The sequence below is a fragment of the Thauera sp. 28 genome, from assembly GCF_000310145.2.
GTDB lineage: Bacteria > Pseudomonadota > Gammaproteobacteria > Burkholderiales > Rhodocyclaceae > Thauera > Thauera mechernichensis.
Genome location: NZ_AMXA01000102.1, coordinates 1 through 413, shown reverse-complemented (window position 1 = coordinate 413; position 413 = coordinate 1). Strand labels below are relative to the sequence as shown.

Sequence of the window (413 nt, the reverse complement as noted above, 5' to 3'; positions counted from 1 at the left end):
AGTTGCGCCTCGGCCTCGATGGCCTCTGCATTGGCGCTTGCAACGCGGGACCGGCTGCGCGAACCGGAACCAAGCGGAATGCGCAAGCCCAGCGTGACTGTCTGTTCCCAGGATTCACCCGATGCGCCGCGTTCGCGGGTGGTCGTGACACTCAACTCCGGATTCGCGCGGCCCTGAACGCTGGCAAGGGTCATCGTGCGCCGCGCAACGTCGACCCGATCACGCAGCTCGGCCACTGCAGGGTGCGCCGTCTCAAGAATCTGTGTCGGTGTCGCAGCGGACGGGACGGGCTCCGGCGCAGACACCCCGCCGGATGAGCGTTCTGGCCCGATTCCAGTGAGCGTGCGCAACTGCTGTGCAGCATCTGCAAGGGCGCTTTCTGCCTCGGCGACGGCGGCTTCAGCTGTAGCTTG

General features: G+C 66.6%; 1 protein-coding gene. It reads right to left on the bottom strand.

Translation table 11 applies throughout. The features are described from left to right. On the bottom strand, positions 1–236 hold a 236-nt coding region (locus C662_RS20610), incomplete at its 3' end, for a TolC family protein (protein ID WP_002934816.1). Positions 237–413 lie beyond the last annotated feature (177 nt).